Annotated in this window: 15 protein-coding genes; 14 read left to right on the top strand and 1 reads right to left on the bottom strand. The window is 63.4% G+C overall.

The window, feature by feature from the left end; genetic code table 11:
- Window positions 1–106: 106 nt before the first annotated feature.
- From AC0IPL_RS16415 to AC0IPL_RS16375, 9 genes are read left to right on the top strand one after another with little or no spacing between them, the layout of a single operon-like run.
- A complete protein-coding gene (locus AC0IPL_RS16415; protein WP_474275769.1) occupies window positions 107–1045 on the top strand; it encodes a carbohydrate ABC transporter permease in 939 nt (312 codons plus the stop codon).
- Complete coding sequence (locus tag AC0IPL_RS16410) at window positions 1045–1893, top strand: carbohydrate ABC transporter permease (RefSeq protein ID WP_474275734.1); 849 nt, start codon at window positions 1045–1047, stop codon at window positions 1891–1893. The genes AC0IPL_RS16415 and AC0IPL_RS16410 overlap by 1 nt, the downstream gene beginning before the upstream one ends.
- On the top strand, window positions 1890–3956 hold the full coding sequence (locus tag AC0IPL_RS16405; RefSeq protein WP_474275731.1) for an alpha-galactosidase: 2067 nt from the start codon (window positions 1890–1892) through the stop codon (window positions 3954–3956). The genes AC0IPL_RS16410 and AC0IPL_RS16405 overlap by 4 nt, the downstream gene beginning before the upstream one ends.
- A complete protein-coding gene (locus tag AC0IPL_RS16400; protein ID WP_474275729.1) occupies window positions 3953–5668 on the top strand; it encodes an IlvD/Edd family dehydratase in 1716 nt (571 codons plus the stop codon). Before AC0IPL_RS16405 ends, AC0IPL_RS16400 begins: the two co-directional genes overlap by 4 nt.
- 1 nt (window position 5669) lies before the next feature.
- Window positions 5670–6440: an SDR family NAD(P)-dependent oxidoreductase gene (locus tag AC0IPL_RS16395; RefSeq protein ID WP_474275727.1), complete on the top strand. Its 771-nt coding sequence runs from the start codon at window positions 5670–5672 to the stop codon at window positions 6438–6440.
- The gene (locus tag AC0IPL_RS16390; RefSeq protein ID WP_474275725.1) at window positions 6437–7372 is read left to right on the top strand and encodes a 2-dehydro-3-deoxygalactonokinase; all 936 of its coding nucleotides are present in this window, start codon (window positions 6437–6439) and stop codon (window positions 7370–7372) included. Before AC0IPL_RS16395 ends, AC0IPL_RS16390 begins: the two co-directional genes overlap by 4 nt.
- Window positions 7362–7967 (top strand): 2-dehydro-3-deoxy-6-phosphogalactonate aldolase, encoded by a 606-nt coding sequence (locus AC0IPL_RS16385; protein ID WP_474275723.1) that lies wholly within the window; start codon window positions 7362–7364, stop codon window positions 7965–7967. Before AC0IPL_RS16390 ends, AC0IPL_RS16385 begins: the two co-directional genes overlap by 11 nt.
- A complete protein-coding gene (locus AC0IPL_RS16380) occupies window positions 7964–8809 on the top strand; it encodes an SMP-30/gluconolactonase/LRE family protein (protein ID WP_474275721.1) in 846 nt (281 codons plus the stop codon). The genes AC0IPL_RS16385 and AC0IPL_RS16380 overlap by 4 nt, the downstream gene beginning before the upstream one ends.
- Before the next feature lie 7 nt (window positions 8810–8816).
- Window positions 8817–10724, top strand: coding sequence for a beta-galactosidase (locus AC0IPL_RS16375; RefSeq protein WP_474275719.1), 1908 nt, complete (start codon window positions 8817–8819; stop codon window positions 10722–10724).
- Window positions 10725–10976: 252 nt separating this feature from the next.
- On the opposite strand, the gene AC0IPL_RS16370 is transcribed toward AC0IPL_RS16375, so the two are convergent.
- Entirely contained in the window at window positions 10977–11498 is a 522-nt protein-coding gene (locus AC0IPL_RS16370) for a winged helix DNA-binding protein (protein ID WP_474275717.1), read from the bottom strand.
- Between the two features lie 204 nt (window positions 11499–11702).
- Between AC0IPL_RS16370 and AC0IPL_RS16365 the strand changes: the two genes are divergently transcribed.
- Genes AC0IPL_RS16365 through AC0IPL_RS16345 form a run of 5 tightly spaced genes read left to right on the top strand, consistent with a single transcriptional unit; the run spans window position 11703 to window position 16345 of the window.
- Window positions 11703–12674: a TRAP transporter substrate-binding protein gene (locus tag AC0IPL_RS16365; RefSeq protein ID WP_474275715.1), complete on the top strand. Its 972-nt coding sequence runs from the start codon at window positions 11703–11705 to the stop codon at window positions 12672–12674.
- A gap of 58 nt (window positions 12675–12732) precedes the next feature.
- On the top strand, window positions 12733–13281 hold the full coding sequence (locus AC0IPL_RS16360) for a TRAP transporter small permease (protein WP_474275713.1): 549 nt from the start codon (window positions 12733–12735) through the stop codon (window positions 13279–13281).
- 9 nt (window positions 13282–13290) lie between these two features.
- Window positions 13291–14586, top strand: coding sequence for a TRAP transporter large permease (locus AC0IPL_RS16355; RefSeq protein ID WP_474275711.1), 1296 nt, complete (start codon window positions 13291–13293; stop codon window positions 14584–14586).
- Window positions 14586–15332 carry a 5-oxoprolinase subunit B family protein gene (locus tag AC0IPL_RS16350; RefSeq protein ID WP_474275709.1) on the top strand — a complete coding sequence of 249 codons (747 nt, stop codon included), beginning with the start codon at window positions 14586–14588 and terminating at the stop codon, window positions 15330–15332. Before AC0IPL_RS16355 ends, AC0IPL_RS16350 begins: the two co-directional genes overlap by 1 nt.
- Window positions 15329–16345 (top strand): 5-oxoprolinase subunit C family protein, encoded by a 1017-nt coding sequence (locus AC0IPL_RS16345; RefSeq protein WP_474275707.1) that lies wholly within the window; start codon window positions 15329–15331, stop codon window positions 16343–16345. Before AC0IPL_RS16350 ends, AC0IPL_RS16345 begins: the two co-directional genes overlap by 4 nt.
- The last annotated feature ends 2 nt before the right edge of the window (window positions 16346–16347 follow it).

Raw genomic sequence — 16347 nt, 5'->3', positions numbered from 1 at the left:
CGGGCCACGCCCGTCCGGACAAGCCCCGTCAGAAGGGCGGCTGTAGCCGTCACGCTATCAGACTTTGCCCGCCTCGCCTGCGCCCACCCCGGAGAGAGGCGCGCATATCCGGGAGATCCCTTTGGCTGACGTAACAACTCCACGCACTGAAAGCGCCCCGGGCTGGATCCGGCGCAACCGGCAGGCGCTGGCTCCGGTCCTGTTCCTGCTGCCGGGGGTGCTGTTTTTTCTGTTCTATGTGATTTTCCCGATCCTTCAGAGCTTCAACCTGTCGTTCTATCGCTGGGATGGTCTGGGTCAGCCGGTCTATGTCGGCATGGAAAACTATATAGAGCTGATGGATGACCGCGCTTTTGAGGTCTCCATGTGGAACAACCTGAAATGGCTGCTGCTCTATCTTCTTGCAATTCCGGCAGGGCTGGCGATTGCGTTGTTCCTGAATCAGAATATCCTCGGTATCCGGCTGTATAAGTCTCTGTTCTTCTTCCCGTTTGTCATCAGCCAAGTGGTCGTGGGGCTGGTGTTCAGCTGGTTTTATGATCCGACCTTTGGCTTGCTGAACCAGATCCTTGGCTTCTTTGGCTTTGGTACGCTCAACGTGCTGGGGGATCCGACCCTGGTGACCTATGGGATCATCGTTGCGGGCCTGTGGCCGCAAACCGCCTATTGCATGATCCTGTATCTGACCGGGTTGAACGCAGTCGATCCCGAACAGGTGGAAGCGGCGCGCCTGGATGGTGCCAAGGGTTTCAGGATGCTGTGGTATGTCATCATCCCGCAGCTGCGGCCAGCAACCTTCATCGCGTTTGTGGTGACCATCATCGGGGCGCTGCGCTCGTTTGATCTGATTTCCATCATGACCAATGGCGGGCCGTTTGGCTCATCGCGGGTGCTGTCTTTCTACATGTTTGAAAAAGCGCTGTCGGAATATGGATTTCGTATGGGGTACGGCGCGGCCATTGCGGTGGTGCTGTTCCTGATCATGCTGTCGTTCATCGCCTACTTCCTGTGGTCGATGTACCAGGAAGAGAAAGGCGGCCGCTGATGTTCCCGCGCCCGATCGACAAAGCCTCGCCCGCCTGGGCCGCCACCTATCAGGCGCTTGTGCCGATGGCGCTGGTGCTGTGGTTGCTGCCGCTGATTGCGGTGGCGGTGTTCTCCATCAAACCGGATGTGGACTTTACCACCGGCAATTACTGGGGCTGGCCCTCCGCCTTCAAGGGGGGCGAGAATTACGGCAAGGTGTTCTTTGCCTCCGACATGCCGCGCTACCTGCTGAATTCGGTGCTGATCACGGTGCCGACGGTGATCGGCGCGGTGGCGCTGTCCTGCATGACCGGGTTTGCGCTGGGCGTGTACCGGTTCCGCGGCAATCTGTTGCTGTTCTTCATGTTCGTGGCGGGCAACTTCGTGCCGTTCCAGATCCTGATGGTGCCGGTGCGCGATCTGACGCTGGATATGGGGCTGTATAACACCAAGCTGGGGCTGGTGCTGTTCCACGTCGCCTTCCAGACCGGCTTCTGCACGCTGTTCATGCGCAACTTCATCCGCGCGCTGCCGTTTGAGCTGATCGAGGCGGCGCGGGTCGAGGGGGTGGCGGAATGGCGGATCTTCTGGTTTGTGGTGCTGCCCCTGATGAAGCCCGCGATTGCGGCGCTGTCGGTGCTGATCTTTACCTTCATCTGGAACGACTATTTCTGGGCGGTGGTGCTGACCCAAGGGGCCGAGAGCCAGCCGGTGACGGCGGGGATCACCTCTTTCAACGCGCAGTACCGGGCCGCTTACCACCTGATGAGCGCCGGTTCGATCGTGGCAGCCCTGCCGCCGGTGGCCATGTTCTTTCTGATGCAGCGGCATTTCATCGCCGGTCTGACCCTCGGGGCGGTGAAATGAGTGATGCGCATCAAGTCTGGCGCATCGATGCGCCGGGTCAGACGTTGGTGCTGTCATCCGACGGCGGCATTCCCGGCGCGCTGTACTGGGGGCCTGCGCTGCACCCGCAGACGGATCTGGCCGCGCTGTCGCGAGCCTGCGAACAGGAGGTGACCGGCGGCATGTTCGACCGGCTGCCGCCGCTGTCGCTGTGCCCCGAGGCGTCACAGTCCTTCGATGGGCAACCGGGGTTGGTGGCGTATCGGGACGGTGCGCCGCTGTTTCCACGGTTTCGCCTGAAACAGGAAAACGGTCGGCAGTTCACCTGCCGGGACCACGATCTGGGCCTGACGGTTGTGTTTGATTTCCACCCGCAAGGGGACACCATTGCCGCTACAACCACCCTGCATAGTGACCACGAAATCACCCTGCACCATCTTGCGGCCCCGGTGCTGCCGGGTCCGCAGATGGGGCAGGAGGTGGTGGATTTCTGTGGTCGCTGGGTCGGCGAATTTCAGATATCGCGAACCGCGTGGCATGCGGGCATTCACAAACGAGAGGCCCGCAGCGGCCGTTCCGGGCATGAACATCCGCCGCTGGCCTATTTCCCGGAAGCGGGCGCCAGAAATGCGCACGGCACAGTCTATGCTATGCATTACGGCTGGTCCGGTGGCCATGTGATGATCGCCGAGGAATTGCCATCCGGGCGGCGGCAGATCCAGTGGGGACACGCCACCGGGGCACAGGGGCAGGGAACCGCCTTTCGCACGGCGCCGCTGTATCTGGCGGTGTCGCAAACCGGGTTCAACGGCTGCGCCACGGCATTCCAGCGCCTGCTGCGCGACCACATCGTGACCTGGCCCAGACCCGAAACGCCGCGCCCCGTGCATTACAACTGCTGGGAGGCTGTGTATTTCGACCATGACATCAGCGTGCTGAGCGAGATTGCCGAACGTGCGGCCCGGCTGGGCGCGGAGCGATTTGTGCTGGATGATGGCTGGTTCGGAAAGCGCGACGATGACCGGTCATCCTTGGGGGATTGGAAAATCGACCGGCGCAAATGGCCAGATGGCCTGACCCCGCTGATTGAGCATGTGGAGCGCCTCGGCATGACCTTCGGCCTGTGGGTTGAGCCGGAAATGGTAAATCTCGACAGTGATCTGGCGCGGGCGCATCCCGATTGGATCTTGGGGCGCGAAGACCAGATTGAGGGGCGGCACCAGCGGGTGCTGGATCTGGCGCAGCAAGAGGTGCGCGACTTTCTGTTCCAGACCCTGTCAGCGCTGTTGCGGGAGAACCGCATCGATTATCTGAAGTGGGACCACAACCGGTTGTTGCCAATCGCACAGGCTGCGCAGACTGAGGGCCTTTACTCCCTGCTGCGCGACCTGCGCATGGCGTTTCCCGAGGTCGAAATCGAAAGCTGTGCTTCGGGCGGTGGGCGGATTGATGCAGGCATTCTGGACCTGACGCAGCGGGTCTGGTTGTCAGACAGCAACGATGCGCTGGAGCGGTTGCGCATCCAGCATGACGCGGCCCTGTTCCTGCCGACGGCTGTGACCGGCGCCCACGTCGGGCCGCGCACCTGCCATACCTCCGGGCGGACCATCGATATCCGGATGCGCGCTTGGGTGGCGGCCCAGCGGCATATGGGGTTTGAACTGGACCCGCGCGAGTTGACGGATGACGAGACCACAGTGCTGACCCGCGTCACCGAATGGTGGAAAGACAACCGACACTGGCGGATGAAAGCGGATATTCTGCGCCTAGACAGTGCCGATCCTGGCGTGATTGCAGAGCTGCAACTGGCCGCCGATGGCAATCGTTTTGTGGTCTTTGCAGGCAAGGCGCGCTGTTCGCATCAGATCCTGCCGCGGCCCTTGCGACTGATCGACCTGGACCCGCAGGCAATGTACCGGATCGACCTCGTCAACCGGGATGAGCTGCACCACCTGTCCCGCGGGCAGACTGCACTCAAGAAGGCTCCGCTGACGCTAAGCGGTCAGCTCCTGATGCAGCAGGGGCTGACCCTGCCGTGGCAATTTCCTGAAACGATCTGGGTGATCGAAGGAGAAAAACTATGACCAAAGACCGTCGCAGCCGTGCATGGTACGGCAAGCTGGACAAGGACGGCTTCATCCACCGCTCGTGGATGAAAAACCAGGGCTTTCCCGATCACGCCTTTGACGGGCGGCCAATTATCGGCATCTGCAACACGTGGTCGGAACTGACGCCCTGCAATTCCGGGCTGCGCGAACTGGCGGAGGGCGTCAAGCGTGGCGTCTGGGAGGCGGGTGGCTTTCCGGTGGAATTCCCGGTGATGAGCCTGGGCGAAACCCAGATGAAGCCAACTGCGATGCTGTTTCGCAACCTTTTGGCGATGGACGTGGAGGAATCGATCCGCGCCTATGGCATCGACGGGGTGGTGCTGCTGGGGGGATGCGACAAGACCACGCCCGGCCAGCTGATGGGGGCGGCGTCGGTTGATCTGCCGTCTATCGTGGTGTCGTCGGGGCCGATGCTGAACGGCAAATATCGTGGGCAGGATATCGGCTCGGGGACGGACGTGTGGAAATTCTCCGAAGCGGTGCGGGCAGGCGAGATGACGTTGAAGGATTTCATGAACGCCGAAGCTGGCATGAGCCGGTCCAAGGGCGTTTGCATGACCATGGGTACCGCTTCGACCATGGCGTCGCTGGTTGAGGCAATGGGCCTGTCGCTGCCCACCAATGCCGCCTTGCCTGCGGTGGACGCGCGCCGGTTGGCGCTGGCACATTTGACTGGCAAACGGATTGTCGAAATGGTCGAGGAGGATCTGAAGCCTTCGGACGTCATGACCAAGGCGGCGTTTGAAAATGCGATCCTTGCCAATGCCGCCGTCGGGGGGTCCACCAATGCGGTGGTGCATCTCTTGGCCATGGCGGGCCGTGTCGGGGTCGATCTCGACCTGAAGGATTTTGAGATCGGCTCGGAGATTCCCCTGCTGGTCAACTGCATGCCGTCTGGCACATACCTGATGGAGGATTTCTGCTATGCGGGGGGCATGCCCGTGGTGCTGAAACAATTGCAGGACAACGGACATCTGCGAAACGCCAGGACCGTTTTGGGCGGCGATATCACCGCCTATGCCGAGGGTGCGGAGTGTTTCAACGACGATGTCATCCGCACGTTTGACGCGCCGGTGAAACCCGCGGCGGGCCTGCGGGTGTTGCGTGGCAATCTTGCCCCCAACGGCGCCATCGTCAAACCCTCGGCGGCCTCGGATCATTTGCTGGAACATGAGGGCGAGGCCTATGTCTTTGAAAGCATAGAGGACATGAAGGCAAACATTGACCGTGACGATCTGCCGGTGACACCGGAGTCCATCCTCGTGCTTAAGGGCTGCGGGCCAAAGGGCTACCCGGGCATGCCGGAAGTCGGCAACATGCCAATCCCGCGCAGGCTGGTGACCCAGGGGGTCAAGGATATGATCCGGGTTTCGGATGCGCGGATGTCTGGCACTGCTTTTGGTACTGTCATCCTGCATGTCTCACCGGAGGCGCAGGCGGGGGGGCCGTTGGCGCTGGTGAAGACCGGCGACCGCATCCGGGTATCGGCCTCTGGCGGCGTGTTGGAGCTGCTGATCTCTGCCGAGGAGATGGAGACCCGCCGCGCCAGCTGGCGGCCAGACGATCCGCATTACACCCGTGGCTACGCAAAGCTGTACATCGATCACGTCCTTCAGGCCGACAAGGGGGCGGATCTGGATTTCCTGGTGGGCAAGGACACCCGCCCCGTGACGCGGGAGAGCCACTGACATGGACCTGAACGCAACGTTTCACGACCTTACAGGCGTATCCGTCTTCATCACTGGTGGTGGTTCCGGCATCGGCGCCGCCCTGACCGAAGGATTCTTGCGGCAAGGTGCCAAGGTGGCATTCGTCGGGCGTTCCGACGCCAGCGCCTTTGTTGATCGAATGGAGACAGAGACCGGCAACAGGCCGCTGTTCATCCAATGTGACATCACCGACATCTCTGCGCTGAAGGCGGCGATTGACCAGGCCGCCCAGGCGCATGGCCCGATTGGTGTGCTGGTAAACAACGCCGCCAACGACCAGCGCCATGCGACGCTGGAGGTTGACGAGGATTTCTGGGACTGGGCGCAGGCCATCAATCTCAAGGCCTATTTCTTTGCCTGTCAGGCGGTGGTTCCAGGGATGCAGCAGTTGGGCGGCGGCGCAATCGTGAATTTCACCTCGATCAGCTACATGATGGGCAACAGCGGCTATCCAGCCTACACCACGGCAAATTCCGGCATCAATGGCATGACTCGCAGCCTTGCGCGCGAATTCGGCCCGGACCGCATCCGCGTCAATGCGCTGGCGCCGGGCTGGGTGCTGACGGACAAGCAGCTGGACAAATGGGCAACGCCCGAAGCTCTCGCCGCGCATCTTGAGCGCCAGTGCCTGAAGGATCACCTCGCGCCGCAGGACATCGTCGAGGCGACGCTCTTTCTCGCTTCGCAGGCAAGCCGCATGATCTGCGGCCAGGCGCTGGTGGTAGATGGCGGTGTTGTGGTGACGGGATGACCAACGCTGATCATACTCCCGCGGCATGGGTCGCGGCCGATTGGGGCACCACGCATCTGCGGCTTTGGCCGATGGATGCCGACGGGGCACCAATATGCAGGATCGATTCCGACCAGGGCATGTCGCGCCTGACAACCGCCGCGTATGAGCAAACCCTTGTGGCATTGCTGGAACCGTATTTATCGACCAACCATGTTTTGGACGTGGTGTGCTGCGGCATGGCGGGCTCGCGCCAGGGGTGGGCGGAAGCACCCTATGCTGCGGTCCCCTGTGCGCCGCCGTCCTTCGATACAGCAACCCGGGTCGGAACGCAGGATCGTCGCTTGCGGGTTCACATCCTCTCTGGTGTGAAACAGACCCGGCCCGCCGATGTCATGCGCGGCGAGGAAACCCAGATCGCCGGTATACTGGCTGAGCAACCGAAGCTGGACGGGGTCATTTGTCTGCCGGGCACCCACACGAAATGGGTCTCGGTGCGGGACGGAGAGATCACGGGGTTTTCGACCTTTCTGTCCGGAGAGCTGTTTCAGCTGGTGGGCAACCACTCTGTCCTTCAGCACACGCTGGCAGGTTCGGGCTGGGACGATGGGGCGTTCAGGGCTGGGTGCCGCGATGGCGCTGCTGAACCGGGCCGCTTGGCCAACGCGCTGTTTGGTCTGCGCGCGGAAGCATTGCTGGATGACCTTGATCCGGTCGCTGCCCGGTGTCGCGCCTCTGGCTATCTTCTGGGGATGGAGGTCGAGGCGGTGCGCGGGGCGTGGGAAGACCGTGACATCGTGATCGTGGGCGAGAATGAAATCGCGCAGGCCTACGCCTCGGCTCTCGACCAGCGGGGCGCGAAAGCTGAAATCAGTGACGCGGAACAGGTCACGCTGGCGGGGCTCAGCTCTGCCCGGGCGCAAATGATACGAGGATACAAAGATGAGCCGTAACCTGATCGCCATCCTGCGGGGGCTGACACCGCAGGAGGCGGTGTCCGTGACGGAGGCGCTGATCTCTGCCGGAATTACCCGTATCGAGGTGCCGCTGAATTCGCCGCAACCTTTCGACAGCATCGCAGCCATGGTCGACCGCGCCGCGGACCGCGCGCTGATCGGGGCGGGGACCGTGCTCGACACCCCGTCAGTGGCGCGCCTCAAGGACATCGGCGCGCAGATGGTGGTCTCGCCCGATTGCAACCCGGAGGTCATCGCGGCGACCAAGGCGGCGGGGATGCTCTCCTTTCCCGGTGTATTTTCCCCGACAGAAGCCTTCACCGCTTTGCGCGCGGGGGCCGACGGGTTGAAGTTTTTTCCGGCTTTCAAACTGGGCATTGATGGGTTCAAGGCGGTGAAAGCGGTACTGCCCGCGACTGCACCGACCTATGCGGTGGGGGGCGTCGGGCCTGAAAACTTTGCGGCGTGGAAGACGGCAGGCGTCACCGGGTTCGGCATCGGGTCGAACCTTTTCAAACCCGGAATGACGGTTGCGGACATCGCCGCCAACGCGCAGGGCATGGTCGCCGCCTATGACGAGGTTTTTTCATGAGTGTTGGGGTTTACAGCGCAATACCCTGCGCGCTGGGCGAAGGGCCCCTGTGGCATCCCGAGCGCCAGCAGCTGTTCTGGTTCGACATTCTCGGCAAGCGGATGCTGTCCGTCGTTGGCCCAGAGGAACAGATCTGGCAGTTCGACGAATGCGTTTCTGCTGCGGGCTGGGTGGACCGCGACACGTTGTTGATGGCCAGTGAAACCGGATTATGGCGGTTCGATCTGAAGAGCGAGGCGCGAACGCTTCTTTGTCCGCTGGAGGCCGATAATCCGGCAACCCGGTCCAATGACGGGCGCGCGGATCCGTGGGGCGGATTCTGGATCGGCACCATGGGTTTTGACGCGGAGACGGGGGCGGGTGCCATCTATCGCTATCACCGGGGTGAACTGCGCCAACTGGTTTCGGACGTGACGATCCCAAATGCGATCTGCTTCGCGCCGGACCGATCCTGCGCCTATTACACCGACACCGAGGTGGGCAAGATCATGCGCCAGCCCCTGGCCGCAGCGGATGGCTGGCCTGATGGGACACCGGAGGTGTTCCTGGATCTCAGCGCTGAGCCATTTGGTGCAGATGGTGCGGTCGTAGATGAGAATGGCAACGTCTGGAACGCGCAATGGGGGGCCGGGCGCGTTGCCTGTTACAGTCCCAAGGGGGTTCTGCTGCGGGAGGTCGCGGTTCCGACACCGCAGGCGTCTTGCCCGGCTTTCGGCGGTGCGGACAGGTCTACCCTATTCATCACCACGGCCGCCGACGGGGTGGAGACGCCGCCTGCCGGGCAGACCTTTGTCACCGCCACGACGGCGGTAGGGCAACGCGAACACCAAGTCATCCTGTGAGACGGCAATGAAACGAACCCTTGGCACTTGTTATTACCCCGAGCACTGGCCGCAGGAGATCTGGGCGGAGGACGCGGCGCGCATGGCGGATGCGGGCCTTACCTGGGTGCGCATAGGTGAATTCGCCTGGTCGCGACTTGAACCCACCCCGGAAGACTTTCACTGGGAGTGGCTGGACCAGGCCATCGAAACACTGGGCGGGCAGGGGCTGAAGGTCGTGCTGGGGGCGCCCACGGCCACGCCGCCCCGCTGGATGGCGGAACGCCATCCGGACATGTTTGCCGTGAATGCAGATGGCCAGCCGCGTGGGTTTGGCTCGCGGCGGCACTATTGCTTCAGCCATCAGGGGTACCTGGCCGAAAGCCAGCGTATCACCCGGCTTCTGGCGGAGCGCTATGGCGCAAACCCGTATGTGGCGGCCTGGCAGACGGACAATGAATATGGCTGCCACGATACGGTTGTCAGCTACTCCGAGGCTGCAAAAGCCGCTTTTCAGAGATGGCTTGACGCGGCCTTCGACGGAGACATCGGCGCGCTGAATGCCGCCTGGGGGAATGTTTTCTGGTCGATGGAGTACCGCAGCTTTGACGAGATCGGCCTGCCAAACCTTACCGTGACGGAGCCGAACCCTGCGCATGTTCTCGCGTTCAGACGCTTCAGCTCCGATCAGGTGGTGACCTTCAACCGCGCCCAGGTGGAGATCATCAAGCAATTCTCAGAGGCGCCGATCTCGCACAACTACATGGGCCGGATTACCGAGTTTGACCACTTCAAGGTGGGCGCGGATCTGGAGATCGCAACCTGGGACAGCTACCCGCTCGGGTTTCTCGAAGACCGTGTGGGGGCGAGCCCGCAGGCGCAGCGCACCTATGCGCGGCAGGGGGATCCTGATTTTCAGGCGCTGCATCATGATCTTTACCGCACGGTGGGGAACGGGCGCTGGTGGGTGATGGAGCAACAGCCGGGACCGGTGAACTGGGCGCCTTACAACCCGGCACCGCTGCCGGGCATGGTGCGGCTTTGGACGTGGGAGGCCTTCGCCCATGGCGCAGAGGCCGTGTGCTATTTTCGCTGGCGGCAGGCCCCTTTCGCGCAGGAGCAGATGCACGCAGGACTGTTGCGGCCTGACAGCAAAGAGGCCCCTGGCATGGAGGAAGCGCGCAAGGTTTCGCAGGAAATGCAGGCCGCGCCCGACGTTCAGCCTGCGCAGGCGCCTGTTGCGATCCTGTTCGACTACGAGGCCGACTGGGCCTGGGCAACGCAGCCGCACGGTGCTGGGCTGAGTTACTTCCAGCTCATCCTGGATCATTACAAGGCGCTGCGCCGCGCGGGTCAAAGCATCGACATTCTGCCTCCATGCACGCGCGATTTCAGTGGGTACAGGATGATCCTTGCACCGGGCTTGATGCATATGCCGGACGATCTGAAGGCCGCGCTGGGCGCATGTTCTGCCGAGGTGCTTTATGGTCCGCGCAGCGGCGCACGCGACAGCCAGTTCACAATCCCCACCACACCGCTGCCCCCGGCACTGCCGGGGTTGGATGTCACGGTGTCGCGGGTCGAAAGCCTGCGTCCGGACATGCCGGTTGGGTTGGTCGATGGCGGGACTGTTTGCAGCTACTTGGAGGAACTGGAAGGCGCTGCCGAGACGGTTCTGCAAACCACGCAGGGTGCGCCGGTGGCTGTGAGAACGGGCAAGCAAACCTATTGCGGCGGCTGGCTGGACCCGACAGGCCTAGATCGTTTGATTGCCACCTTGGGCGCGGAGGCGGGTCTGGCCATGCGCCAGATGCCCGAAGGGGTTCGCACCCGCCGCACGGCAACGGAGGAGTTTTGGTTCAACTACCGTGCCGAGCCCGTTCAGACCGAGGTCGGTCTATTGCCGGCAGCCGGTGTGCTGCGCCGGACCTTGTGAGGCGGCGGTGGTGCCTGGTAAGGGGCCGACTGAGGAACAGCCGGACAACGGCCAGCCGCGCCCCAGCGTGACCAAGCAGCTGTTTCAGCGGCGGTACACCCGGCGCGATTGCGCGCGCAATGTCCGCGCCTGTCCTCATCCGCGCCCATTTCCCGGGGGCCGCGTTTGGTCGCACATATGACCCGAAGATGCGGGCAACCTGCCGGATCCGTCCCCGCGGCGGATCAGAACAAACCGCGAAGCCCCTGCCCCCTACAGCGAGGCTGCCGCGCGGCTGGCCTGGTCGTAGTGACCTGATAGGGCGCGCAGGTTGCGCGCCAGTTCGCGCAAGTCGTTGCCCGGGACTTCGGTTCCGGCCAGTCCGTCCAGCAGGCACTGGCGACGGACATCGCGGTAGGCGGCACACAGGTCCGCACCCTCGGGCGAAGTGCGGTAGAACACTTCCTTGCCGCGCTTTTCCGACGCCAGAAGGCCCGCCTTCAGAAGTTTGCGCAGCCCGTAGTTCACCGTGTGGCTGTCCTCAATGTTGAGCAGGAAGCAGATGTCCGAGAGACGCTTGTCCTTGCCGCGATGATTGACATTGTGAAGGATCAGGATCTCCAGCGGGCTGAGGTCAGGCTGACCAGCCGCCGCCATGCACCGGGTGGTCCAGCGCGAAAACGCATTGAAAGCGACGATCAGGCCGTATTCCAGCTCCGAGAGTTCCCAGCCCTCGCCATCCGCCAGATGACGGGAGGAGACGATTCGTCGGGAATCCGGGTGTTTGTCAGCCATCAGCAGCCCCTTTCGTGTCGATAAAACCCCAGCGTTTTACCTGCATACAGGCATAAAAATACAAAGTTTCAGGGAGATCAAGCGCAGGCTGCGATCTCGGCGGGCGTGCGCGGCGTTCGGGACAATGCGCAAACGATGACATAACGTTGACAAATTGTAATCGTTGTGGGAGCATTTCGGCACATAAAGCATTGGGAGGAAAACATGCAGATCACGCGTATGCTGGGCGGCGCTTTGGCCGCATTCACCGGACTGGCCATGTCGGCACAGGCCGCAACCTGGGACATGCCGACGCCGTATCCGGACGCCACGTTCCACACCAAGAACATCGCTGAGTTTGCCAGCGACGTGGCCGCGGCGACTGATGGCGGGCTGGAGATCAAGGTCCACTCGGCGGGCTCGCTGTTCAAACATCCGGAGATCAGCAAGGCGGTGCGCAGCGGCCAAGTTCCGATCGGCGAGTTCTTCCTGTCGCTCCTGGCCAATGACAACCCGGCGTTCGGTGCCGACTCGCTGCCGTTCCTGGCGACCAGCTACGACGAGGCAGAGCGCTTGTGGGCTGCACAGAAGGATGTGATCGACGGGCTGCTCGACGCGCAGGGGCTGATGGCGCTTTATGCTGTTCCGTGGCCGCCGCAGGGGCTGTACACCACCAAGGAAATCAACAGTGTCGATGATCTGGCAGGGTTGAAGTTCCGCACCTACAACGCAACACTGGAGCAGTTCGCCAACCTGGCGGGCGCCGCGCCGACGCAGGTTGAGGTCCCGGATATTCCGCAGGCCTTCAGCACCGGCCGGGTTGAGGCGATGATCACCTCGCCCTCCACAGGAGTGAATTCCAAGGCATGGGACTTCCTGACCCACTACACGGACATTCAGGCTTGGATCCCTAAAAACATCGTGGTGGTGAACAAGCGCGCCTTCCGCCGCCTGGACGAAGCCACCCGGACCGCGGTTCTGGACGCCGCGGCGAAGGCCGAGGCCCGCGGCTGGGAGATGAGCCGCGCCGAGACCGCCGAGCAGGTCAAAGTGCTGGAGGATAACGGCATCACCGTGTCCGAGCCGTCGGAAGAACTGATCGACGGTCTGCGCGCGATCGGCGCGCAGATGCTGGAAAGCTGGAAGGGTGAGGCCGGCGAGGTCGGCGCCACCTTGCTGAACGCTTACCAGCAGTAATGCAATCACGGCCGGACGCCGGAAGCGGCGTCCGGTTTTATGGGGAGGAGGGGCAGCTATGCGGCCTGTGCTTGATTTCATCTATCGTGCGGCCGGCGGCCTGGCAGCACTGTTCATCGTGGCGATCGTGGCGCTGGTCTTTGCGCAGGTGTGCCTGAACCTGGCCGACAAGATTTCCGTGGCGCTGACCGGCGGCGGGATCGGGCTGACTATCCCGTCCTATGCTGACTTCACCGGCTTTTTCCTTGCCGCTTCCACCTTTCTGGCGCTGGCTTATGCGCTGCGGGCGGGCGGTCATATCCGGGTGACGCTGGTGACCAACCGGTTGCCGGACCGTGCCCGCGCGAAAGTGGAGATTGCCGTTACCCTGCTGGCACTGCTGATGAGCGGTTACGCCACCTGGTACATGGGGCTGCTTTTGCTGGAATCGCTGGAGTTCGGCGACCGCAGCGCGGGCATGGTGTCGGTGCCCTTGTGGTTGCCGCAGACACCCGTGGCACTGGGCCTTGTGATCCTCACCCTCGCGCTGGCGGACGAACTGGTCTGCATGTTGCGCGGCGCGCTGCCCTCCTGGGAGGGCAAGGGCGAAAATCTTCTGAGCGAATAGGGGATCACCATGTCGGTTGCCGTGCTTTCCATCCTTCTTCTGATCCTTCTGTTCCTGTTTTTGGGCGCCGGCCTGTGGGTGGCCTTTGCCCTGCTGGGCGTGGGCATCGCCGCGATGGCGCTGTTCACCGAGGCACCGCTGGGGCTGGTGATGGCCACCACCATGTGGGGCCACAGCAATTCCTGGGCCTTGGCGGCGCTGCCGTTGTTCATCTGGATGGGCGAGATCCTGTTCCGCTCGCGCCTGTCGGAGGACATGTTCACCGGGCTGTCGCCCTGGATGAACCGGCTGCCGGGGCAGCTGCTGCACGTGAACGTCTTTGCCTGCGGCATCTTTGCGGCCGTGTCCGGGTCATCCGCCGCGACCGCGGCCACCATCGGCAAACTGTCGATCCCGGAGCTGTCGCGCCGCGGCTACCCCGAAAAACTCGTGATCGGCACCCTGGCGGGCTCTGCCACGCTGGGGCTGCTGATCCCGCCGTCGATCATCCTGATCGTCTATGGCGTGGCGACGGAGCAATCCATCGCCCGGCTGTTTGTTGCGGGCGTGCTGCCGGGTGTGCTGCTGGTCGGGCTGTTCGTCGGCTATGTGGTGGTCTGGGCCTTGCTGAACCGCAGCCAGTTGCCGACCGAGGACATGGCCGCCACCTTTCGCGAGAAACTGAAGCGTGCCCGCAGGCTGCTGCCGGTGGTGCTGCTGATTGGCGGTGTGATCGGCTCCATCTATGCGGGCATTGCCTCGCCCACCGATGCCGCCGCTGTGGGCGTGGTGCTGGCGCTGCTGTTGTCATGGCAGTCGGGCTCGCTCACCCGCCAGAGCTTTACCGCGGGGCTGATGGGGGCGACCGTCACCTCCTGCATGATCGCCTTCATCCTGGCGGGGGCCTCGTTCCTGACCGTGGCGATGGGCTTCACCGGCATTCCGCGCATTCTGGCCGAGTGGATCGGTTCCCTGAACCTGTCGACCTTCACCCTGCTGGCAGCGCTGACGATTTTCTTTGTTATAATGGGCTGCTTCCTTGACGGTATTTCGGTGGTGGTGCTGACCGCCTCGGTGATCATGCCGATGGTGCTGGAGGCGGGGATCGATCCCTTGTGGTTCGGCATCTTCCTGGTGATCGTGGTGGAGATGTCGCAGATCACCCCGCCAGTCGGGTTCAACCTGTTCGTGCTGCAATCGCTGACCGGGCGCGATATTCTGACCGTGGCCAAGGCGGCCCTGCCATTCTTCTTCTTGATGATTGTGGCGCTGGTGCTAATTGCGCTGTTCCCGGCCATCGTCACCTACCTGCCGGAGCAAATGTGATGGCACAGGAAAACGCGGCAGCACCGGCGCCCGAGATCCGCACAGTGGGTGTCGACGGCATGCTGGTGAGCTTCGGCAACCGCTTGAGCGAGCCTGCCAACCGCGCCGCCTTGGCGTTCCGCGCGGCGCTGGCAAAGGAAAGCTGGGACGGGGTAGAAGAGGTGTCCACCTCGCTGGTCTCGGCCTATGTGCGCTTTGATCTGCGGCATGTCGACCACGCGGGCCTGCGGGCACGGCTGGAACAGCTGCTGGCGCAGCGCGACTGGTACGCCGCCGAGCTTCCCGGCCAGCGCCGCTTGTGGCGCATCCCGGCGGTCTTCGGCACCGATCTGGCACCGCAGCTATCGCAGGCGGCAGAAGCCGCGGGCATGTCCGAAGCAGAGGCGGTGGCCTCGCTGTCCTCGGCGCGGGTGCGGGTGCAGACCATCGGCTTTGCCCCCGGCCAGCCCTACCTGGGCGAGCTGCCCGCGGCCTGGGACATCCCGCGCCAAAGCCAACTGACCTCCCGCATTCCCGAGGGCGCGCTAGCGGTCGCGATCCGGCAGCTGGTCTTGTTTTCTGTCGCCACGCCCACGGGCTGGATGCACGCGGGCCAGACCGCAGTGCGCCTGTTTCGCCCCGATGCAGAGGAGCCTTTCCTGCTGCGACCCGGCGATGAGGCGCAATTTACCTCCGTGACGCCGGAGGAGCTGCAAGGCTTGCGGCGCGACCCGTTGGGCGGCGCCAAGGCGGAGGATCTGTCATGAGCGGCACATTGACCATTCTGCGTGCCGGACCGGGCCTGACCGTTCAAGACCTTGGTCGGACAGGCTGGCTGGCGTACGGCGTGTCGCGCGGCGGCGCGGCCGACCGGCTGGCGCTGGCCGAGGGCGCGGCGCTTTTGGGGCAAGGTGCGGAACGCGCGGCGATCGAGATGGTCGGCATGGGCGGCGAGTTTCAGGCGGATGTGGACCTGCGGATTGCGCTGACCGGCGCACCGATGCGGGCCAGCATCGACGGTGCGACCGCGGCCTGGAACGCCAGCCACCTGCTACCCGCCGGCGCGCGGCTGACCATCGGCGCTGCGCGCAGCGGAAGCTATGGCTATCTGCATGTTGGCGGCGGCTTGCAGACGCCACAGCACTTGGGCGCGCGTGCGGTGCACCTGGCCGCGGGCATTGGCGCGCCGCTGGCTGAAGGCGATGTGCTTGAGGTCGGTGAAGACAGCGGCCGCACCACGGGGTTGGGCCTGACACCTGACAACCGCTTCGAGGGCGGCACCGTGCGGGTGGTTGCGAGTTTGCAGACGTCCCTGTTTCCGGACGCTGAACTGAAACGGTTCGAGCAGACGGCCTTCCGCCGCGGTGCGCGCGGCAACAGGATGGGTGTGCCGATGAACAGCGATGGCGAAGGCTTTCGCACCGAGGGCGCGCGCTCCGTGGTGTCGGAGGTCATCGTGCCCGGCGACATCCAGGTGACCGGCGACGGCACGCCCTATGTGCTGCTGTCCGAATGCCAGACCACCGGCGGCTATCCCCGGATCGGCACGGTGGTGCCGTGCGATCTGCCGCTGCTGGCGCAGGCGGCGGCGGGGGCGGAGCTGCAATTCCGGTTCATCCCGCTGGAGGAGGCGGTGGAGCTGGAACGGGCCGAGGCGGAACGGCGTGAGGGGTTGCGCAGCCAGTGCACGCCCCTGATCCGCGACCCGCGCACCATGACCAATCTGCTGTCTTTTCAGCTGATCAGCGGCGTGATTGCCGGTGAAGAAGATGTCTTGTGAGG

Source organism: Leisingera sp. SA32 (assembly GCF_056033425.1).
The sequence above is the reverse complement of the archived record's forward strand: the minus strand, read 5'-3'. Positions and strand labels throughout refer to the sequence as shown.

Bases quoted from the DNA above. Each gene is read 5' to 3' on its own strand.
- AC0IPL_RS16350 (WP_474275709.1), top strand. From the start codon at position 14,586: ATGGCACAGGAAAACGCGGCAGCACCGGCGCCCGAGATCCGCACAGTG.
- AC0IPL_RS16385 (WP_474275723.1), top strand. From the start codon at position 7,362: ATGAGCCGTAACCTGATCGCCATCCTGCGGGGGCTGACACCGCAGGAG.
- AC0IPL_RS16370 (WP_474275717.1), bottom strand. From the start codon at position 11,498: ATGGCTGACAAACACCCGGATTCCCGACGAATCGTCTCCTCCCGTCAT.
- AC0IPL_RS16410 (WP_474275734.1), top strand. From the start codon at position 1,045: ATGTTCCCGCGCCCGATCGACAAAGCCTCGCCCGCCTGGGCCGCCACC.
- AC0IPL_RS16345 (WP_474275707.1), top strand. From the start codon at position 15,329: ATGAGCGGCACATTGACCATTCTGCGTGCCGGACCGGGCCTGACCGTT.
- AC0IPL_RS16375 (WP_474275719.1), top strand. From the start codon at position 8,817: ATGAAACGAACCCTTGGCACTTGTTATTACCCCGAGCACTGGCCGCAG.
- AC0IPL_RS16380 (WP_474275721.1), top strand. From the start codon at position 7,964: ATGAGTGTTGGGGTTTACAGCGCAATACCCTGCGCGCTGGGCGAAGGG.
- AC0IPL_RS16400 (WP_474275729.1), top strand. From the start codon at position 3,953: ATGACCAAAGACCGTCGCAGCCGTGCATGGTACGGCAAGCTGGACAAG.
- AC0IPL_RS16360 (WP_474275713.1), top strand. From the start codon at position 12,733: ATGCGGCCTGTGCTTGATTTCATCTATCGTGCGGCCGGCGGCCTGGCA.
- AC0IPL_RS16355 (WP_474275711.1), top strand. From the start codon at position 13,291: ATGTCGGTTGCCGTGCTTTCCATCCTTCTTCTGATCCTTCTGTTCCTG.
- AC0IPL_RS16390 (WP_474275725.1), top strand. From the start codon at position 6,437: ATGACCAACGCTGATCATACTCCCGCGGCATGGGTCGCGGCCGATTGG.
- AC0IPL_RS16405 (WP_474275731.1), top strand. From the start codon at position 1,890: ATGAGTGATGCGCATCAAGTCTGGCGCATCGATGCGCCGGGTCAGACG.
- AC0IPL_RS16395 (WP_474275727.1), top strand. From the start codon at position 5,670: ATGGACCTGAACGCAACGTTTCACGACCTTACAGGCGTATCCGTCTTC.
- AC0IPL_RS16365 (WP_474275715.1), top strand. From the start codon at position 11,703: ATGCAGATCACGCGTATGCTGGGCGGCGCTTTGGCCGCATTCACCGGA.